Annotated in this window: 12 protein-coding genes; 2 read left to right on the plus strand and 10 right to left on the minus strand. The window is 60.2% G+C overall.

Annotated features, from left to right (window positions below):
* The first annotated feature begins 531 nt into the window (after window positions 1-531).
* Window positions 532-4,482 (plus strand): hypothetical protein, encoded by a 3,951-nt coding sequence (locus tag LO787_RS12745; protein WP_232496199.1) that lies wholly within the window; start codon window positions 532-534, stop codon window positions 4,480-4,482.
* 652 nt (window positions 4,483-5,134) lie between these two features.
* On the opposite strand, the gene LO787_RS12750 is transcribed toward LO787_RS12745, so the two are convergent.
* The 7 genes from LO787_RS12750 to rlxS form a co-directional block, all read right to left on the minus strand.
* Window positions 5,135-7,087 (minus strand): hypothetical protein, encoded by a 1,953-nt coding sequence (locus tag LO787_RS12750; protein ID WP_232496200.1) that lies wholly within the window; start codon window positions 7,085-7,087, stop codon window positions 5,135-5,137.
* A 9-nt stretch (window positions 7,088-7,096) separates the two neighbouring features.
* Window positions 7,097-9,043: a hypothetical protein gene (locus LO787_RS12755; protein WP_232496201.1), complete on the minus strand. Its 1,947-nt coding sequence runs from the start codon at window positions 9,041-9,043 to the stop codon at window positions 7,097-7,099.
* Window positions 9,040-9,714, minus strand: coding sequence for a hypothetical protein (locus LO787_RS12760; protein ID WP_232496202.1), 675 nt, complete (start codon window positions 9,712-9,714; stop codon window positions 9,040-9,042). Before LO787_RS12760 ends, LO787_RS12755 begins: the two co-directional genes overlap by 4 nt.
* A 534-nt stretch (window positions 9,715-10,248) precedes the next feature.
* Window positions 10,249-10,425: a hypothetical protein gene (locus LO787_RS12765; protein ID WP_232496203.1), complete on the minus strand. Its 177-nt coding sequence runs from the start codon at window positions 10,423-10,425 to the stop codon at window positions 10,249-10,251.
* Entirely contained in the window at window positions 10,422-10,646 is a 225-nt protein-coding gene (locus tag LO787_RS12770) for a helix-turn-helix domain-containing protein (protein WP_232496204.1), read from the minus strand. Before LO787_RS12770 ends, LO787_RS12765 begins: the two co-directional genes overlap by 4 nt.
* Window positions 10,643-11,065, minus strand: coding sequence for a ribbon-helix-helix domain-containing protein (locus LO787_RS12775; protein ID WP_232496205.1), 423 nt, complete (start codon window positions 11,063-11,065; stop codon window positions 10,643-10,645). Before LO787_RS12775 ends, LO787_RS12770 begins: the two co-directional genes overlap by 4 nt.
* A gap of 75 nt (window positions 11,066-11,140) precedes the next feature.
* Window positions 11,141-13,093, minus strand: coding sequence for a relaxase/mobilization nuclease RlxS (gene rlxS, locus LO787_RS12780; RefSeq protein ID WP_232496206.1), 1,953 nt, complete (start codon window positions 13,091-13,093; stop codon window positions 11,141-11,143).
* Between the two features lie 369 nt (window positions 13,094-13,462).
* On the opposite strand from rlxS, the gene LO787_RS12785 reads away from it, so the two are divergent.
* Window positions 13,463-13,825, plus strand: coding sequence for a hypothetical protein (locus LO787_RS12785; RefSeq protein ID WP_232496207.1), 363 nt, complete (start codon window positions 13,463-13,465; stop codon window positions 13,823-13,825).
* Here the strand turns inward: LO787_RS12785 and LO787_RS12790 are convergent.
* Genes LO787_RS12790 through LO787_RS12800 form a run of 3 tightly spaced genes read right to left on the minus strand, consistent with a single transcriptional unit; the run spans window position 13,822 to window position 16,961 of the window.
* Window positions 13,822-14,826, minus strand: coding sequence for a HEPN domain-containing protein (locus tag LO787_RS12790; protein ID WP_338045429.1), 1,005 nt, complete (start codon window positions 14,824-14,826; stop codon window positions 13,822-13,824). The two genes, LO787_RS12785 and LO787_RS12790, sit on opposite strands and share 4 nt — an antisense overlap.
* A 17-nt stretch (window positions 14,827-14,843) precedes the next feature.
* Window positions 14,844-15,065, minus strand: a complete 222-nt coding sequence (locus tag LO787_RS12795; protein WP_232496208.1) for an RNA polymerase sigma factor — start codon at window positions 15,063-15,065, stop codon at window positions 14,844-14,846.
* Window positions 15,066-15,122: 57 nt separating this feature from the next.
* Window positions 15,123-16,961: a ParB/RepB/Spo0J family partition protein gene (locus LO787_RS12800; RefSeq protein WP_232496209.1), complete on the minus strand. Its 1,839-nt coding sequence runs from the start codon at window positions 16,959-16,961 to the stop codon at window positions 15,123-15,125.
* Window positions 16,962-17,087 lie beyond the last annotated feature (126 nt).

Consider the following 17,087-nt stretch of genomic DNA (forward strand, 5'->3'; position numbering starts at 1 on the left):
ACTGCCGTTCGTTCAGGTCTTAGCGTCTTACCTTGGGAGCAGGATCTTGAAGTAGCTACGTTAAACAGCCACGAACGGCTCCTATCAAGCGTGGAAACGTCCGACACGCGTTATGTTCAGGCCGCCATGCTTGAAAATCTAGTGCGGCAGCGATGTTGGATCGGCCGTATTGTTTCCGCTTAACCGTCGCTCCGCAGGTAGCGTTGGCTATCCACTGGACGCGTGCCCCTCGCGAAGTAGTTTTTGCAGGCAGCAGCAGTCTATGGCGATCGTTGGGCGTCGTGCCGAAAGGCGGACAGAGCGGGGCCTGGCAATCGGGCACCGGGAATGAAGTATCGAAGAGCACCGCCGCGCCTGCTGCCGTGCGTTCGAGGGCAAAGCTTGGTCGTCGTTGGCTATCTTGCAAATCCAGAAATTACTGAAATACTGACGTCATATTATTTCATAGGTCATAGGGTTAATATGACTTTGCACATATCCCCTTCGCAAGCTCGCGCCGCTCGTGCGCTGCTCGCCTGGTCGCAACAAGACTTGGCTAAGGCAGCGAATGTGGCGGTTTCGACGGTGGCAGACTTCGAGCGCAACGCACGGACTCCGACTTCTGCCAACGCTCACGCAATTGAAACGGCATTTGAAGCTCAGGGGATTACTTTTCTCGCGGGCGGAGCAGTAGATGGAGCCAAGCTGGCCCCGACAATTGCGCCACCGGGCCCGGGCGCGCCAATGCGCTGGTTCGATGCGACGACTATCGCCCAGTGGGCCGAACGTCGGACAGGGGGGCAATCTGACCTGCCTCAGCTCATCAGCGATTTGATCCTGTCGTGTTATGGTCCGGCGGCGCATATCCACATGCCATCCGGCGACAGTGTGCAATATGGTGGGTACGATGGCCGCTGCACGGTAAATCATGCGATCGGTATCGTTCCTGCCGGAACTTCGGTTTGGGAGTTCGGGAGCCAGCGAACTCGGATCCGTCAAAAGGCCCAGGGAGACTACGACAAGCGCACGAATGAACCTGGTGCCGTCAATAGAGCGGACACCACGTTCGTTTTCGTCACGCCGCATCGCTGGTCGGACAAGGATAAGTGGGCAAAGGAGCAGCAAAAGAAGGGGGACTGGGCCGGCGTCGTGGCCCTCGACGTCAACGACCTAGTGCATTGGCTCGAAACAACCCCCGATGTCGGCCTGCGCTGGGCTGACCGGCTGGGGCGTCGGCCCAAGGGACTGCGAGAGCTGCGGACTGTCTTCGAGGAATGGTCCCGGGTCACGCGTCCGCGTCTACCGGCCAACCTGCTTTTGATCGGCCGTGATAACGAGGCTGTGGAGACGCTGCGATGGTTGCGTGGGCCGGCATCGGTGTATCCGGTCCAAGCCGAAGCCGCTGATGAGGCGATGTCATTCCTTTACGGGGCAATCGATCCGTTGCCCGAACCGCACCGCAGTTTCTGGCTGACGCGGTGTGTGGTGGCGGAAACAGACGAGATCGCTCGCGATCTCGTCGGGATCGGGGCCAAGCTGGTCGTCGTCATGAACGCCGGCGAACGCGGCCTGGCGCAACGATTGGCAGATGACGGACACCATGTTTTCCTCACCTTTGGGTCGGATCTGGGCTTGCCGGCAGGCGTGAGACGACTGCCGCGGCTAAATCGCTATGACATCGAACGTGCACTTATCGATATCGATGTTCCGGGGGATAAGGCGCATGCATATGCGGCTCAGGCGGCCGGCAGCCTGACAGTTCTTCGCCGGATCATGCACGGCGAGCCGGGCCGATCCCCGGCTTGGGCCAAGCCCACGCGCGCGATGGTCGCAGCTCTGATGGTCGGCGCCTGGTGCGATGATCGACCTGCCGACCGAGCGATCGTTTCAGAAATGGCTGGCTTGCCCTATGAAGATCTGGCTGCGGAGTTTGCTGCACTGGCTTCCTTCGACGGGCCGTTGCGCCGGTCGGGTGAGGTCTGGAAGCTGGCGTCGCTGCGTGATGCTTGGCTGGTGCTGGCGCCCCATCTGACAAGAGCGGACATTGAGCGGCACAATGAGCTCTTTCTCAAGGTGATGTCCGGCGAGGCCGGGGACTTCGATACGCGTCTCGATGCAAACTTCATTTACCGCGTCCCCAAGCCCGATGAAGCACCCATCTCCGGTTATGTGCGTCACGGGTTGAGCGAAGCCTTGGTGGCGATGGGGGCTTTCCCGACATCTGCTCAGCAAGTGGGCCTCCTCACGAGCTATACATCATCCGCATTGCGCAAGCTCTTGAGCGGGGGGACGCACCGCCTCTGGTGGTCTCTTCGGTCGGATTTTCGCCTGTTGGCCGAGGCAGCCCCGGCGACATTCCTTGAACTGCTCGATGAGGCGTACCAACGCGCCGACTGTCCCTTGAGACCACTTTTCGAATGCGTGGAAGAGGGAATATCGCCGCGTGAGTATCACTACGATTTGCTATGGGCGTTGGAGCTCCTTGCCTGGGATCCACTCTATTTAAGCGAGGCGGCGCAGCTCTTGGCCGATCTGGATGCGATGTCGCACGAAGGCCGGTCGCTGAACCGGCCTCTAACCTCGCTGCAGCGGATATTCATGCCCTGGACACCGCAGACTTTTGCCACGGCGAGCGAGCGGCGCGATGTGGTCCTTGGCCTGGTCAGGCGCTTTCCGGCCGTGGGCTGGCGGCTTTTGCGGGCGATTGCTCCCACTGGGCATGGAATGTCGATGCCTACCGTCAAGCCCACATGGCGTGATTGCGCGCCTGACCAGCGCGAGGTCCTAACTTGGCCGCTTGTCTATGATGCTCACCGGTGGATCGGCGAAGCTCTGCTCATTGCCGCCGGCGATGATCTGGATCGCTGGTCTGAACTGACCGAGCACTGGGCGAATTTCGATAGCGTGTGGCGATCCAGCGCACTGGAAAAATTAAAGGCCTTGTTGGAGCGCAGCGCTGATATTTCCCGCCGTAACGCTGTGCGCGAAAAGATTCGCGAACTGGCAGCAGTGCACCGGTCCTTTTCCGATGCGGATTGGGCCATGCCGATCATCGAAGTGGAAGCGCTTGAGGCCCTGGTGTCGCATTTCGAACCGAGCGATCCTGCTATTCGCCATGCCTGGCTGTTCGACAGCGGCCGAGGGTATCATCCGAAGGGGCTCTCTTGGCGGGAGGCCAAAACGCAGGAGGCCGCATCGCAGTCAGCTGCGATCCAAGAGATCGCCGACCAACTCGGCATCCCCGCGCTGATTACATTCGCGCTCGGCGTCCGGCAGACTTTCGCAGTCGGCGAAGCCATTGAGCGGGCAGGGCTTGGCGCGCAGACATTCGACGATATCCTCTCGTCAGTTTTGGACGCAGACCATGGTCATGCCGACGATCTGGCGCGCATATTGCTGGGTTGTCTGCATCACCATGAGCCGGGTGCTGTCACCGCGCGCTTCAACACGGCAGTCAAGTCTCAGGCAACCCAGCGCCATCTCATCCGTCTGGCGCTCGCACTTCCGGCACAGCCCGATTCCTGGGCGTTGATTGACGCAGCCGGCGGCGATCTCGGAAAAGTCTACTGGAAGGCCATGAGCATCCACGCCATCGACAGGGAAGTTCCAGCACTGACCGCGATCAATCGGTTGCTGGAGAACGCTCGGCTTGGCAGTGCGATTGATCTGGCAAGCATTCGGATCGAAGCGGGTGAGGTGCTTCCCACCGAGCGCTTGATCGACCTGCTCGATCGGGGCGTTTCGATAGACCTTCAAGACCATGAGGAAGGTATGTTTGCCTGCGACCGAATAGGAGAGATATTCAAGTATCTCGACAGTTGCGGGGACGTTGAGGACAGCCAGATGGTTGCCTTGGAATGGGCTTATCATTCGGTGCTGGAGCACAGCGATTATCGGCCGCGGCGTGTGGAACGAGCACTTTCCAGCAACCCTGAATTCTTTATGCAGTTGATACAGCTCATCTATTTGCCGGAGCCGGAAAGCGGCATAGTAGAGCCGCGCACTCCTGCAAGGATGGAAGCAGCGGTCAGTCAAGCCTATCGCGTGTTGGACGAGTTTTCCCATGTCCCCGGCACCGACGACAACGGCGTCATCGATGCAGCGAAGCTGGAAGCATGGATCAAGGCTGCTAGGATTAAGGCGGCTGCAGTCGGCCGGGCGGACATGACCGACTGGAGCATCGGACGCCTGTTGGCAGGCGTATCACGCCAGGATGAAGGGGCTTGGCCACCAGAACCCGTGCGGGAAATGTTTGAGGTCTTTCGGAGCCGCGAAATGGAAGTCGGTTTCGAGTACGGAGTTTACAATCGGCGTGGCGTAACGGTGCGCATGCCCGGAGACGGCGGCGCGCAAGAACGCGCGCTCGTGCAGCGCTATCGGAAGGATGCGAAGGACGCTGGAATTCATTGGCCGCGAATTCGCGCGGTCCTGGAACGAATTGCTGAAAGGTACGAACTCGAGGCCGTGCAAGAGGATCAGTCGGCGGAGCGCCGAAGTTGGTAACGACTTGGGCTGCATGCTCGACAACCATCGGACAGGAAATTGTTGGCAGGCCGTTCACCAGCAGTGACGCTGGCAGTGCAGTTGCAGTTGGGCTGGGCTTTCGTGTAGAATGGGGCGTTCTGTCAAAGAACGCCCCAAGCCCCATCACAGGAACCAGGTAAAAGCCATCGCCAGCACCACGATTGGGATCACGATCCCGATCGAGAGGCGGAACGACTTTCCACCCGGCTCGCTGGTTTCGATGGCGAGGGAAAGCTTCATCAGCAACCTCACAATCTATCACGGGCCCCTTGATGAGCCGAACACCGTGAAAAAGACCAGCTAGGGAGTTCGGGATTTAAGCAGCCCCCTAGGCTCCCTGCCTCGGCTGCCCCTCCATTTCTGTCATAGTGAAGTGGGTGGATCAAGGTGTATCGGGATGCCCAAGGGTACTGAACGTATGTCAGCGATGGAAAGAGGAAAATTTGAACTGCAATGTCCTATATGTCGGCGGAATCTAGAGGAAAGTCGGCTAGGACGCTTGCGGCTACGCTTTCCGGCCGCTCAGCATCCGATTTTTGATCCTCAGATGCTGACGCTCTGTTATTCCGGCAGCTGCCGACCAAGATACGCGGTCACCGACGGCGGCCCCATCGATCGCTGTCGCCAACACCTACTTTTCGCGCAATGTATTGCTGTTTCTGACCCTTTGCTTTTTGACAGCAGAGGGGGTGCGCTTGCGGCCTTGAATACGAACTACTGCGATCGAATAGGCCGTGCTCGTGCCCTGAGGCACTTTTTCTAGAATTTGCGACGAGACGTCGAAATGCTCTCCCGTGCCGCCACGATCCGTGAGGTCCAGAACAATGAGTAAGCCGAGCCGTACATTTGAGCGCTGATAGGCTGTCGCTTGGAGGCCGAAATGGTCGAGAAGCTCCTCAAGCGTGCGGGCACGATTACTCTTCTTGAGCTCTGCGACAATCGTTATGAGCCCCATATCAAAGGCAACGTCTGCGCGGCCATGAGCAATCGCTCGTGCTTCTGATCTTACGCCGCCACCGCCTGAACCTGCCTGCACAGTGGCCAGATAGTCACGTTGTAGATCTGCCTCGATCGCGTTTGAACTAAAGAGGTAGTCTGAGAATGGCCGTTTACCTCGCTCGGCGTTCTCGATCTCGTATTGCCAGGCCAAAGTTCGGAAAAGGATGCTGAAAAAGAGCGCCCGAGCATTTTGATTTTCACTGAAATCAGGATTGGTTTGAAGCGCACAAGCCATCTCATCCAGCTTCCGCCTTACCACCAACGGTGTAGAGGTCACGATAACCTGACTGACTCCAGCAGCTACCTCCTCGAGGGCCGCAGACCGACCTGAAGGGGTGACCAGCCCCTCTCGCAGGATGGCGGCGACCGGGTCAGTGGACGTCGCCTCTATAGGGTTTCGTAGGACGGCAGCCTCTCTCGCGGAAGAAGCTTCCCGCCGAAGCGTCTTGGCGTCCAAGATCATCTCACTACCGGCGTATCTATCGATCCATAGGTCAAGGGCCTGAAGTCTAGCCTGTTCTTCCTGAATGGCGTCAGAAATGGGTGGACGAAGAATCTCCTCTAGGCCGCCGTCTTCATTACGCCTCAGGATTGAGCGACTTGCAGAATAGCAGACAAGGAGCTGTCGTTCGATGACAACAGCCGCTTCGAGCCAGAGAGTTTCGCCCAAACTCTGTTCCAGCAATTTGAGTCTCAATGCGAGTGTTGACCAGCCCATCGCCTCACCGGCGCGATCGGTCAGCCAAGTATGTTCAACGCGGGAATCAGCGGGAGTCGCGTGGGCGCAATACTCGAAGGCCGCCTGGCAAATCTTCTCCACCTCTGCGCCCGCCGGGCCAGATCGGCGGCCGTCTTGGAAATTAAGCAGCAAATCCAAACTGAGCCTATACAATTGGGCATCGACACGTAATTCCGATGAAACGCAAGCCGCCACGAAAAAATCCCGGGCCTTCGTAAACGCAACAATGGCTGCATCGCGCTCCCGACTTTCAAGCCCTTTCTTTAACTCGATGAGGCCGAGCTCCATGACAGCCTCGTTTCTGCTGGTGGGACATTCGGACAGTCGTACAAGCATTGCCTGGAGGTCGGGGACCGTCAGAGCGGCGTTAGTCACCCCGGCGATTTTGGCCACATATTTGAGATAGTGGGCGTCATCGTCAGTTGCTGCACCCAAAAGGCTGACCACCAATTTGTAACCCAAAACTGGCTTCGATCGGGATAGGAGGGAAGCTCCGAGCAGTGCTTGGCTGCGCAAGCTCCAATGCCCATTGCGGTCAGCAGAGCGCCGGATCATGATCTCATGCAATCGCTCGGAAATGGCAGATGTTAAAGGAAGTACGGCGACACACTCGCGAACAATCTCCCCCATCACCGCCGGATTGGAGGTTCGGTCAACAATTTTGAGAGCCGCATCCAAATCGTCAGCATCGCCCGAGCGGCACAGCCCTACAAAAACGTCGGGTCCGAAAGGGTGATTGGCCAAGTCGTCGATTGCCACGTTCACCTCTGGCTCCGAACGGCCATGGAACGACACGACCCGGCCTTGATCGGTCAGTTCAATGAGTTGTTTAGCAAGCTGGTCCATCAACCCGCCTTAGAACAGAGGAGTTTCTCCCGCCGCATGACGACGGCGTTCAACAGGAACGTGACTCAGAAGCTCTTCCCGATTCACGGCTCCGATGAGAATTTGGACATTCGGAAACTCGTCGACGGCAGCGACAACGCTTTCGACAAGCGCAGCAAAATCCTGGCTAGACATTTCCTGCGCTGCTGGGGAGTCAAGGATGATTAATCCGGGATGCCGGCCGTGCCCCCGGCGTTCAGCGACATCAAGCACAGCCAGAGCTGCTGCGATCCTCACGCGAAGATTTTCGCCTGGGTTGAGCTTCATGAAAGATGTCGTCTGCCCGCCCTGCTCGATCTTGATCTGACCTGCTCCATTCAGGGCCATACTTTGCAGGTTCTTGACCCCAAACGCCGTCGAAAATTTCATGAGTGCCTTGGAGACATCGTCGAGAATCGCAGTCTGGAGATCATTGAACAATGATTTGGTGACTTTTTCCGCTGCGCTCAGAACCGCCAGTTCCTGCTGGATCGGTGCAAGGTCTACGACTGGGCCAGCGGTAAACTTCAGTTCCTCAATTCGCGCCTTCAGGGTGGCGATTTCTAGCCTGATGTCGTCTGATGCGCTGCCTCTGTGCAGTTTGGCCTGAACCTCGTCGATCTGCGAAACTAAAGTGGCAACGGCGCCAGTAGCATTCTTTGCTGCATCCTTGGCCGCCTCAAGCGCTTTCAGAGCCGCCTTTTGCACCTTGAGAGTCTCAGCAGCATCGGCTTCAAGACCATTGATCAGTGCTTCGCTGGAGCCGTTTTCCTCTTCTTCATTTCCACAGAGCCCACAGACTAGGCTTTCGCTTGCCACAAACCTGTCATTGCCAAATGCGCGCGCGCAGGAGGGGCAGCATGTTGGCTTAAGCCTCTTGAACACCAGCTTAGCTTCTGCATCATCCTTTGACTGAAGCAATTTGCGCCGCGCCTCCGCGCGCGCAAATTTAGCGTCATCGAAAAGAGTTTCTCGGCTACTGACGAGTGCCGACGCCGCATCTGCCGCCTGACGCTTTTGCACCAATTCCCTATCAAGTAGAGGCAGTTCGGCCCTAAGGGCACTCAGATCTGGTTCAGCGCTGAGCTTGGCTTCAAGTTGAGCGACCTTGCCCTCATGGTCCTTAATGCGTCCCGTGATTCGATCATCCTTGTTGGAGTTTTCTTTGGCGAGACGTGCTGCGACAGCCTTTTGGCTTGTCGAGGCACAGGTGTAGGTCGTTACCCAAGGAAGCCCAATGAAGAGTTGGATGAGGCGCAGGTTGACGCCATCTTGGCCCGTATCACCGAATAGAATGGAGTTGGGGCCGGTAATGAAAAGTGAAGCGCACATCGAGGGCCAGCCATGTTCGACAGCTTCGCCCTCCTTGGAGCGGTAGGCCCGCACTCGAGAAAAACCCAATTCGTCCATGAACAGAGAGTCGATGGCTTTTCCGAAGCCATCGTCATTTGCTCCGCGCCTGATGATCACTTCCCTATCGCCATCAAATCGCGAGAGGGAAACATCGGCATTTGCCGCTGCCGGTGCGCCGACCATTTTCGTCAATCTGACCCTGTGCCGGTGCTCGTCAATGAGAAAATCGAGTTCGAATTCGCTCAGCCAACCCCAAATATCAGATTTTAAGCGATTGCCGGGAAGGTCTCCGCGAAGGGCGCCGCGGATCAGTCCGAGGATTGAAGATTTGCCCTTGCTGTTGGCATCGGTCAACAAGCTCCAGATGCCTTTGCCCAAATCATCCCACTGGAATTCAAAGGGTTTGTCCTCGTTATACTTCTTACCGCGGAGCAGCACCTTCTTCAGCGTTACTGACCGCTTGCGAGGAAGCGTTGAATCCTCTTCCACACCGTGCGCAGCAAGAATTCTGACGACCTCGTCTCGATCGACCTTCGATTTAAGGACGATCTCGTTGATCCAATTGATTCCACCTTCAGTGCTCACTGCTGCCCCTCGGCTTTCGTCTGCTCGAAGCGCTTCCTGACCCGATCAGCGATCGAGGGAATTACCCCGCTATAATTGGTGCCCTCGTAGCCTTCGAATCGGTATTGCTCTGCCTTGAGTGCATGTCCCGATTTCTGGCCTGCGACGCGCATCGCTAGCCGGGCCCGGTCGACGTACCATCCAAGGGCTGGCTGCGCCGCCATTGCGTCCTGAACAAATGCTGCCGCTTTAGGGCTGATCAGGTAATCATGCTGAAATCCAAGGTTTGGCAGCGTTCTCTGGACGGGTTGAATGAGCTCATAGTAGCTCAGCACTGCCAACGAATTATCCAGATCGAAGTAGGCACCCCGCTGCCATCGGATCATCTTGACCAAGCGCACATCGGGCTCGTCTGCAGCGAAAATTTTATCGACCTCATCAAGAAGGCCGACGTCGCCGGCGTCGTGTAAATCAAGCAGGCGATCAGCAAGATAATCAGGATAGCAAACGTAGAACACCAAGGCCTGTGCTCTTTTCTCGCCATGGAAGATTCGGTCGAATCCGTCGGCGCTTTCCCCCTCGACTGCGATCACGCTTCCTTCAAAGAGTATGCAAAGCAAGCGGAAAGCATCGCGGAAAATCGCGCCGGGCGCAGGAGCCGATGTATCAGTAACCTCAGTAAAATCGGTCATACATTGATACCTATGAGGCTCGCCGTAGGGATAAAAATGAATGACTGGCACGAACCAAAGTCTAGAGAAAGCCCTTTATGGCAACATCTTGCGGTAGATCTGTTCAAATATTGCGACGGGGGGCTCTGAAACCGACAGGCAACGTTAGAGTGCGGTGGACTCTATTCGAGGCGCCACGGGGCGGCAAAAATTTGGCGTCCGCAAAGGCCATTATTTCCGTAATCGTTCAGGAGAGAGCGTAGATTGGTGAATGGAAGGCGGCTTGGCGGGTTTGCAGGTTATGCTCTGAACGGCAGCTTCGTTGGCGCAAGCCGATATCGATGCCCTGAGTCAGGTATGTCCGCTATTTGATCGACAGCACTCCGAAGCGGACCGAGCGTAAAGTCCCAGCCCCGCCCTTCCTGCGGCTCAATGATGGCGGCAGAGACCGTCCGTTCTTGGGCACGACGATCTAGCTTTCGAGCGGTCGGGATGGGCGCATTGCTTCCGCTACAAATGCAGCCTACCTCGGACAAAGTTGAGCAAGGCGATCACTTAATCGCTGTCACTTTCTACTGCCGCGATCACAAATGTGATGCGGTTCACGAGGTAGTCTTCAGCTACGATCATTACACCGCCATCAACCGAACACAGTAGTTCCCGCTGCTCCGCCGTGATTTCCGCCACAACCGCAGTCAGCAGGCCGCGTAGAAGGATGGGATGGATGTTCATATCGCTTCCCGTTTCCGGGCATCAGCAATCAGCTGTTTCAGACTGTCGAACGGAATAAGAGTCATGGCGCCCACTTTCACCACCTCGATGGTGCCATCGGCGATCAGCTCATAGAGCTTGGAGCGCCCGATTCCGGTCAACCGGCAGGCCTCCGGAATTCGCACCGAGATTGCATCGGTCCGATCCTGCCCCGCGGTGGTGTGCGGTCCCTGGCGATTCATCGCTTGCTCTCCTTGCTGGACTGGGATGATTTCGCCTCACCCTCGCGCGCCGGCCGCGCCGCCATCTGCCCCACGATCCTGACGAACTTCTCGTACCGGATTTGGCCGAGCCGCTGGCTCTCCTTGTCGAACGGGGGATGGTGCGCGGTCTGGGTCAGATGGAAGCGCACAAACAGCCCGAGTACCTCGGTCAGATAGTCCACCTGCCGCTCGATGCGCTCGACCGCGCCGACCTGCCGCGCCAGCACCTTGCCGAACCGCGCGTCGATGTCGGCAGCCTCACGCTGCTCGAACCAGGCGGTGAGCGCGTCGCTGAGCACGGCGGTCTTCGACAATCCCGGCTGCGCGGCCAGCGCATCGAGCCGCGCCGACAGGTGGTCGGGAAGATAGAACTGATGGCGGGTCTTTTTCGTCTGCATACCTGCAAGAATGCGCGCATGACCGGCAGGCAGGATAGATACCCGCGCGTGCCTCTCGGGGCCTGTCCGGCGCCATCAGGATATCTCCGGCCCGGAACGCTGGCGACCGAACCGCCAGTTGATGGCTCCGCCCGGCTCGATTCCTCCCGACACCTGCTTGCCGATATGCTTCTCGAGCACCGGCCTCCAGGGCACGAGCGTGAACTCCTTGGACTTCTCGATGACGGCGAACTTCTCCGACCCTACCTGCACCGCCTTGCGGTAGGTGCCCTCGATGGGACTGCTGCCTTGCATGGGCGCGAAGTTCAGACCCAGCTCCTGCGAGAGCTGTCCCGCAACCCGGCGCAACTCGCGCTGACGCAAGGTTGCCAGCATGTTGGCGCGGTAGCGGACAGTATCGCCGTTCAGCTCGGCCAGCCCCTGCTCGACCAACCATTGCTGGCGCAACTGAAGCGCCCGCTTCACCTCGGCACCCATGCGCCCATCGAGACGGCTGGGCTCGGTTGCCATGGACTGGCGGTCGAGCCAGGTGGGGCCGTCGTGGAAGGCCAGCTGCTCCAGCGGGCGGTCGGCGAGCACCGCGACCACGACGGGCGTCTGCAGCGCCAGCCGCTGTTCGTACCGGGCCACCTTCTCCAGATGGTCGGGTCCGATCTCCCAGCTGCCATCGACGCGACGGGGCGCCAGTTCACCTCCGCGCCGCAGGGCTTCGAGGCGCCGCTCGTGCGCTTCGGCAAGACGGTAGTTGGCGGAAGGGTCGTGCTGCAGGTGCAGCCGCTCGCTGTACATGCCGCCGTTGGCGGCAGCGACCTCGACAATGGTGCGATCGACCTTGCGGATGCCGAAGGCGGATGGCGAGACCTGCACCAGCCGGTCCTTCATGACCCCGTCCGCCAGATCGTTGCCGAGATCGACATAGTGCGAGCGACCATCGGTTGCCTCGACGATCAGGTAATGGCGGTCGCGAAGCTCATCGGACAAACCCCGTGCCAGCACCTTGCCGACGATGGGCAGGTTCTCGCTGCGATCGTAGATCGCATAGTCCTGCGGTCGGACCTCGGGCCTGCTGCGCAACTGCTCGTGCATGGTCGCGATGATGTCGCCCCGGCGTCCCATGGCGCGCAGCGACGGTTCCAGTTCGGGATCGAGACGGTAGAGCCCCTTTCCCTTCTCGGTGGCGAGCCCCATCCGTGACAGGGTGGAGAGGCGGGCGGCTCGCAGGCCCTGCTCGACCGGATCGGCATGCCATGCCGAGGCGAGACCTTTCTCATCGATGTCCTGCAGCAGGCGGCGATCGATCCGGGTGAACCGTTCCTGCGTCACCTCGCGCTGACTGGACGCGGCGATCTCGTGCTCGCTGCGCGGGCCAAGATCACGCTCGACGATCTCGCAGGCGCGTGCGGCGATGCCCTGGCTGATATAGTCGCGGGCGATGACGAGGCTCTTGTCCTGCTCGTCGGCGCCGCGCAGCACGATGTGGGTATGCGGATGGCCGGTGTTGAAGTGATCGACCGCCACCCAGTCGAGCCTGGTCCCGAGGTCGGCTTCCATTTGTGTCATCAGCCGCCGCGTCACCGACTTCAGGTCATCATACTGCTCGCCGTCCTCGGGCGAGACGATGAAGCGGAACTGGTGGCGGTCCCCGGCGCCGCGTTCGAGGAACGCCTTGCCGTCGGCATGGTCGTCATCCGGTCCATAGAGATGCCCCCGCTCGCCCTCTCGCGTGGTGCCGTCGCGCTCGAGGTATCGCAGGTGCGCGGCCGCCGCCTTGGCACCCTTGCCGGCGAGCTTTACGAAGCGGGCCTTCACGATCACGCGGCGGGCACGATCTCCGCGAGTACCAACCCTGCTGGCCAGCAAGCCTCCCGGGATCTTTCCGCGCCCGGTCCGGGCGCCGGTGAAGCGGGGCTTGGCGCGTCTCGCCGAGCGCCCCGATCCTCCGGCCTGGTTGACAGCACGGCGCATGTCATGGCGCATGGGACGCTGTTTGCCCATGGTGCCCAGCCAGACATCGAACTCGTCATCCATCGCGCAACCTCGCCGGCAAAGGCAGGGATGAGGTGCCGCGCGCGCGAAGCTTCAAGGGCCTCCACCGCCCCGGCCGCGCAAACCCGCGCAAAGCCTGGACTTTTTGCCCATCGCAGTGCGCCATGGAGGCAGGCATTGGCCGTGACCTCCTTCAATCTCCCTACAAAATGACGTGCAGACAAGGAGTTAGCCCATAGTCGAGAGACGCGGGCCTTTTTCTTGCCTTACCCCTTTTCCTCCCCCTTCCTGTTCCTCCGCCAGCCTTCGACTACTACGCAGCACCCGAACCGACCACCATCACCCTTCACGATGTTCGCCATATGTTCTATAGCAACCGACATCGGTGAGTCGCGGCGAGTAACAGGTGCAATGGGCGTGCGGATCGAAGCCAGGGGAGGCCATCACCTGCAGTTGACCGGCGACATCGAGACGGTTCTCGATGTTCCGGCGCGGGGGCTTTCTGAAGGGTTCTCGCTGGCCTTTTCCGATGGAACGCTGGTGCGCGGGACGTGGATACCGGGCGGCCATGCCTGTCAGTTCGCCATCGCCAGCGAGGGCGCGGCGCAGGTCAGGATCGCGCGTCACGGGCTTGGCGAAGCGCTCGATCTGGACTGGAATTTCGACTGGATCACGCTCGCATCCGGCACGCAGACGCTGCAGCCGGAAATGGCCGCAGACGATGACGACGTGTTGCAGCTGACCCTCGATATCGAGGTCAGGGAAGACGCCTAAGCGGCTTCGGATAGCTGGGCGAGGCGCCCCTCGCACACCGATTTCACGATACCCAAGAGCACCGTGATCCGTTCGTCCAGCCATGCCAGTTCGGCGGGCTGGATCGCGTAATGTGGCGAGTAGCGGGCGTTGACGTAGGCTTGCTGAAGAAGCTCGAAACAGCGCCGCGTCACCTTGCTGTCGCGCGGCCAGACCTCGGTCAGATCGAAGCAATGGCCTTCGGCGAGGCCGCGCAGGAATTTGATGTTGTGCGACTTGGGCGCATACAGCGTCAGGGTCAGCAGCAGGCAGATGTAGAGGCGTTCCGTCGTCTGGTGGTAATCGAATGCGGCGTCGTTCAGATTGCCCCTCGAAGCATGAAAGCGTGCGCCATCCAACCGCTTGCCCGCGGATTCAAACCATCGATCATAGTGCGTCTGCGCCATCGCAAGCGCATCGGATGGCGTCAGCTTCTGCGGATGTGCGAAGTCGTTCTCGCCGCAGTCATAGAGCAGCACGCCATCGCGCACGATGTCGGTGAAGAAAGGAAGGCCGCCGCGCAGGTCGGCGTTCACCTCGGCCATGGTGGCGACGATAAAGTTTACTTCGGCCGAGAGGCGCCCGGTGATCGCATGCTCGCGGATCAGGTGCTCGTCGGCGCGATACCAGTACTCCGCACGATCGGTAAGCCGCTGGTCATTGACGATGATGAGGATGTCGTAGTCGGAGAAGTAGCCCCCCACTGGATCGGCCACCCAGTCACCGCGCGCGTGGCTGCCGTAGAGGACGATCTTGAGGATGCGCCCCTGCTTCTTCCAGCCCTGCGTCGCGAGCACCAGCGCGTCCTCGAACTCAGCGAACAGGATCTTGACGACCTGCTCCAGTTCGGTCCGCTTGAATTGCGGGAGATGGTCGAGATCGGTCCTCATCGTCACAGACTCGCCGCTATCACCCTGTCTGCCAAGTGCAAAGTGATGTGGCCGGTCCTGCCAGAAAGCTGACGAGCGACCGGCCAAAACCATGGCACAATGTTGGGGCTTCAGTCCGCATCGGAGCTCCGCAGATGGCGACCGATAACCTTGATAGCCCTGCCCAGCCGCTTGATTACCTGCCGCTGCGAGAGGCCGGTCCGGCGGGCGATCTCCGCGACACTCATGTCATCGACACGAGCGGCGAGGAATATCTGGCGGTTCAGCCTTGGCACCTGCAGCACCGCTTCCTCGAGCCGCCGCAGTCGTTCGGGATCGGGTTTCTGATCCATCGATGATCTCCTTGGAGGGAGAAACCCGGCAGCATCGCGCCGCCGGGTTCCTGTGGGTCAAGCCGCCTGCGGCAGCCCTTCCCCAGCTTCGACGACAGTGACGTCATTCACTTGGCCTTCGACCGCGTCACCGGCCTCGGCCTCCTCAGGCTCCAGCTGTGCCGCCAGTCTTGCTGCCCGTTCGGCGCTGCCGACCCCGCCCCTTGCCGTGTAGGCACTAGCCGGGAAGGCCATCCATCGCGGCACCCAGCTCTCGCGCTTCGCCCTTCCGTTGGTCCCGGAAAGGCAATCCCGGATGATGCCGCGCTGGATCTTGGTGGTGGCCTTGGTGTTCTCGGCAGCGACCTGTTCGCCTGCCACTTCGGCGAGCAGATGGCCGATCACCTCGCGGTCGCGCACGGCATCGAGCAGGGCATCGTCGGCCTGCCAGACATCGGCCATGGCAACGCCTATGTGCTGGCCCAGCAGTTCGATCACGCCCGTGCCGATATCCAGGGTCTCGCCCATCACCACCGCGAGGACGCGCATGACATCGGCATCATCCATCGCGATCAGCCGGGTAAGTAGGCCGCAGATGCCCTGCCCGTCGGCATCGCTGCCGGTGATCGTCGCCGTCTCGGCATCCAGCCCCAGCAGGGCCAGCACCTCGCGCCGCCGCACATCGAACAGGCTTTCCGACAGGCAGCCTTCGACGCTCTCGGCAACCGCATCGGTGGGGGCCTTCTGCGGTTCGATCCGCACGGTCCATAATCCCGAACCCATGATGGCGTGGGCCACCATCACCCGGAGCGACAGGCCGGTATCCTCGACCAGCTTGGCACGCACGGCGGCATGGCGGTGCAGGTCGATATAGACATTGAGGGTGCTCGACACCTCGGGCCGCACAACCTTCTCCAGCGTCTCGCCCCGCTCCAGCCGCCGCGCTTCCTTCGCGGTCACATAGCCTTCGTGGAAGGTGACATCGCCGCGATGGCCGATGGCGACATAGACCCGGCCGCCCTTCGCCTTGGAACAGGCCGAGTGCTCCCATGAGTGGAACGTCTCGCCCTTGGGCATGACGATCACTTCGCCCCATCCGGCATCGCGATAGGCCTCGGCCTTTGCCTCGATCGCTTCCGTCTGCGCCGTCCAGAACACCTCGGCGCAGGCGAAGTAACGATCCTCCCCGAACAGGTCGGCGATGATCTCGCCGCCGTAGGCATCCACATCGAACAGCGCCGCGCCGACCGGGATCGATGCCCCGCCGAACAACCACGCCTTGAGCCATGCCCCCGTGGGAGCCGTCGCCCGTTCGTCGTCATGGAGGGCCAGCCATTCCTTCTGCTTCGCCTTCGACGCCATGGTGAGATGCCGCAGCGACACCGCATCGATGCCATCCGCGCGGTAGAGATTGCGCAGGCGCGGGATCAGGTTGCCGAGCGCCAGCGTGCGCTTCACCTGCAGGGCTGTCAGCCCGAAGGTCAGGGCGATGCCGTCCACATCGCGGCCCTCGCGGACCAGCCGGGTGAAGGTTTCGCAGCGGGTCATCTCGTCGGGATCGAGGCGGGCGATGTTCTCGATCAGCGAGGCTTCCAGTGCCGCCGCATCGTCGCCGGGTTCGATCACCGCGCAGGGCAGGTCCTCGATACCGCCTCCCTCTTCGACCACGGCCAGCGCCGCATGGAACCTGCGCTTGCCTGCCAGAATCTCGTAGGCGGGAACGTGCTCACCAGCCGCCGATCCATCCTCGAATACCGTACTGCCCGCGCGGCACGTCTCGCGAACGATGAGCGGCACCAGCACGCCCCGCGCCCTGACCGAGGGCAGGATGTTGGCGATGTCGCAGGTTTTCCTCGTACCCCGCATGTTGAGGCTGGAAACCGACAGACGGGTGATATCGATGTGCTTGAGTTCCACGGGTTACACTCCTTCTCTCATCGCGCGCATTGACCGGCCGGAGGGCGGGATGGGCGACAGGAGCGATCCGGCAGGCCCGCCGAACGAGGCGGGGCGCACCTGAACGGGGGTCCCCATTGCATTCGC

Origin of the sequence: Novosphingobium kaempferiae, from assembly GCF_021227995.1 — a bacterium.
Classification (GTDB): domain Bacteria; phylum Pseudomonadota; class Alphaproteobacteria; order Sphingomonadales; family Sphingomonadaceae; genus Novosphingobium; species Novosphingobium kaempferiae.